Below are 3116 nucleotides of genomic sequence, written 5' to 3'. Positions count from 1 at the left end.
GTGGTGGACGACGGTCGCCGACGCGACCACGAACACCAGTGCTCAGGTGTGTGTTCGCACCGGTGGGACCGCAGAGCTCTCGTCCACGTGAGGAGACCGCGATGGGAAGCGCACACACGCCGGCCGACGACATCGTCTACGACCTGGTCAGCATCCAGTACCACGCCCTGCAGGCCGCGCAACTGTATGACCAGTACGTGGAGGATGCGGAGGATCACGAGGATGTCGAGGCCTTCATCCGCGAGTGTCAGGACCAAGACGCGGAGCGCGCGATCCGCTGCCACGACCTGCTGCGGGACCTGACCAAGGACGGCCTCGGCTAGACCCTTCCTCTGGCGCCACGTCGTTTCCTTGGTTATGGCTTGCGAGTGAATTACATGGACGTAGTTCAGGGTGGGGTGATGGTGTAGTTCCAAGTCGCCGTGGAAGGCGTGTTTGGTCAGCCGCAGCGCCTGGATCGTCGCTGGCACGTTGCAGATCGGGCCATTCGTGAGCACGGCCGTACGACCTCGGCATGGGCGCCACGCCATCCAGGAGACCTGACCGCTCCGGTCACCGCGGCATCCGGCAACGTCAGACGCCCCGCGAGGTCTGGGCGGGGCGCCGACAGGCCGCTACAAACGCGAGCTCCGCGGCACTGCCGGCGCTTCCCGTCCGTAAGGACCCTACGGCCACTGTAGGCCCCGCCTCGTCCTGGTGGCTCCGATCCGTCCGTGACGCTGTCGCAGAGCTGGCCAGGCTCGAGGCGCACGACCTCCAGGCACGCCCGGAGCTGGTCCCGGTGGTCCAGCTGATGCGTTCGGTCATCCGTACGAATGGCTGGCAGGATCAGGTCGACGTCGTGGTCGACAGCGGCGCCTCGGTCCGCAGCGACCGCCGTGCACTGGCACGGATCCTGGTCGACTCGTCGCGAATGCCCTACGCCGGCGTCGGGCGTGCCCGCGTCCGCATCGCGCGCGAGGGACGGGCGCGATGCGGATCGACGTCGTCGACGACGGACCCGGCATCCCCGACGACGAGATCGCACGCGTCTTCGACCGGTTCTCCCGTGCGGAGGATGGCCGCCGCGGCACGGGGCTCGGATTGACGATCGCCCGCGGGAACGCCAGCTGGTCGGCGCGGAGTCATCCGTCCACAACAAGGTCGGCGTCGGGACGCGGTTCACGGTGCGGATGCCCGTCGCCGACGACGCGGGCGGGCCCTCCGAGCGGACGTCGCGATGTCGACCCGTGATCGGGCGACGGCGCCGCCGGACAGGATGTGTTCGTCGGGGACGGCGCGATCAGCGGTCGCTCGACGCCGTGGTCGCGTCGTGGTCGGGTTTGACCTCCTCGTCTTCGACGATCTCGGGGGCGATTGCGTCGTCCATGGCCAGGCCGGCCCGGAACCCGAACAGCCAGTCCCTCCAGTGCAGCTCCTCCAGTTCGCTGCCCTCCGGGATGCGCCGCTCGCGGGTCTGCCCGAAGTTGAGCAGCGCGACGAGGACGACGCCACCGACGGTGTTCCCGAGTCCGACGGCGATCAGGAACGCGAACGCCTGCCCCCACGTGCCCTCCCCGAGGAACACGCCGTAGACCACCTCGACGAACCCGGTGATCACGTGGAACAGGCCAGCCACGGGGATCAGCAGGAAGATGCCGTAGATGATGATCACCCTGGCGGTGCTCTCACGCACGGCATGGGTCAGCCACACCATGGCGCCGACCAGGGCACCGGCGAGGATGCCCCGGAGAAACAGGTCGACGACTGGGATCTCGAAGGCATGCCGCGCGATCTCGGCGCCCATCACACGGATCGGCTGGTCGAGCACGCCGGGGTATGCGATGAACGCACCCAGGATCCACGCGCCGACGACGTTGGCGCCGAACACGATCGCCCACAAGCGCAGCAGTGATGGCACGCTGGCGACCCGCGTGAGCACCAGCGTGACCGGTGTGAGCGTGTTCTCGGTGTACAGCTGATAGCGGCCGATGACGACGATGACGAAGCCGATGGGGTACAGGAGGTTGGCGGCGAACGCCTCGTAGTTGCCGACCGCCGCGGCCCCGGCGCTACGACCGAGGAAGACCATGCCGAGCGCGAGCCCCGCCCCGAGGCCGGAGAAGATCAGCTGGCGGACCGTGCGTTGGAACTCCTCGTCGGCGGTCGCCGTGAGACGCTGGAACGTCTCGTCGGCGCTCAGGACGTCACGTACCGCCCGTCCGGTCGCAGGTGCGCCGCTCGGCGACCGCACCATGCGGTCCTCGTTGTCGCTCATGCCTCGCGGTCCAGACGTCGGGGGAGCGTGGAGAGTTCCCGCTCCTGTACCCCTTGGCCCGACCGCCTGAACCGACGGTGGTCGTCCGCCGTCAGTTCAGGCGCGGCACCGGATGCGCGTCTCATGGTTGCTCGACGACGCCACCAGGTTGCCCGCAGCCTGCGCGCGTCCGAGCCCCAGGGTCGTGCCGGCGGGCAATGCGTCGAAGAGGTGGCTGTCGTCGATCAGGCCCACCCACCCCGCCACGGGGGCGTACGGGCGCGCACGGGTTGGTGCTGGTCGTCATCTGAGTCGGTATCGGCACGGTGCGGCCGGTGACGCCGTGCCCCGTTCGGGATGGGCCTGCTGGACCGTAACGGTCAGCGAGACGCCACCGCAGGACACGGGACGAGAACTGGCCGGCCGACAACTGCACGACCATGCCGCGCACCCAGAGACGAGCGCGCTGACGGCGATGATCGAGCCCGTCGTTCACAGCTGTTGACATCGCGGACACCAGTACGTCCCGCGGCTGTTGACCACGCCCTGCTCGATCGGCGCTCCGCACCTCGGACAGGTTGGCTGTACGTCCTCACGTGACCCGGTGAGCCATCCTTCACGTGCAGGCACCCTGCCATGGCGGACCGACTCGGCCAGGACGTCGCGCATCGCCTCGTACACCCGGTCGCGCGCCCTGTCGTCGAGCGCATCGAGGCGCATCCGGGGATGCACGCACGCGTGCCACAACACCTCGTCAACCGTGAGGTTGCCGAGACCGGCGACCACCTCCTGATCCATCAGCGCGGACTTGACCATGCGCGAGCGTCGGGCAAGCGCGGCCCGGAACGTGTCGCGGTCGACGTCGAGCGCATCCGAACCG

Annotated in this window: 4 protein-coding genes; 1 reads left to right on the top strand and 3 read right to left on the bottom strand. The window is 68.8% G+C overall.

Going from position 1 to position 3116, the window contains the following annotated elements; all coding sequences use genetic code 11:
* The first annotated feature begins 101 nt into the window (after window positions 1-101).
* Window positions 102-323: a hypothetical protein gene (locus tag VK923_20960; protein ID HSJ47150.1), complete on the top strand. Its 222-nt coding sequence runs from the start codon at window positions 102-104 to the stop codon at window positions 321-323.
* A 959-nt stretch (window positions 324-1282) separates the two neighbouring features.
* On the opposite strand, the gene VK923_20955 is transcribed toward VK923_20960, so the two are convergent.
* From VK923_20955 to VK923_20945, 3 genes are all read right to left on the bottom strand, one after another.
* Window positions 1283-2257 carry a formate/nitrite transporter family protein gene (locus VK923_20955; protein ID HSJ47149.1) on the bottom strand — a complete coding sequence of 325 codons (975 nt, stop codon included), beginning with the start codon at window positions 2255-2257 and terminating at the stop codon, window positions 1283-1285.
* Window positions 2258-2353: 96 nt separating this feature from the next.
* On the bottom strand, window positions 2354-2491 hold the full coding sequence (locus VK923_20950) for a hypothetical protein (GenBank protein HSJ47148.1): 138 nt from the start codon (window positions 2489-2491) through the stop codon (window positions 2354-2356).
* A 237-nt stretch (window positions 2492-2728) separates the two neighbouring features.
* A partial coding sequence (locus VK923_20945; GenBank protein ID HSJ47147.1) for a zinc finger domain-containing protein occupies window positions 2729-3116 on the bottom strand: 388 nt, incomplete at its 5' end.

Source organism: Euzebyales bacterium, assembly GCA_035461305.1.
GTDB lineage: Bacteria > Actinomycetota > Nitriliruptoria > Euzebyales > JAHELV01 > JAHELV01.
The sequence above is the reverse complement of the archived record's forward strand: the minus strand, read 5'-3'. Positions and strand labels throughout refer to the sequence as shown.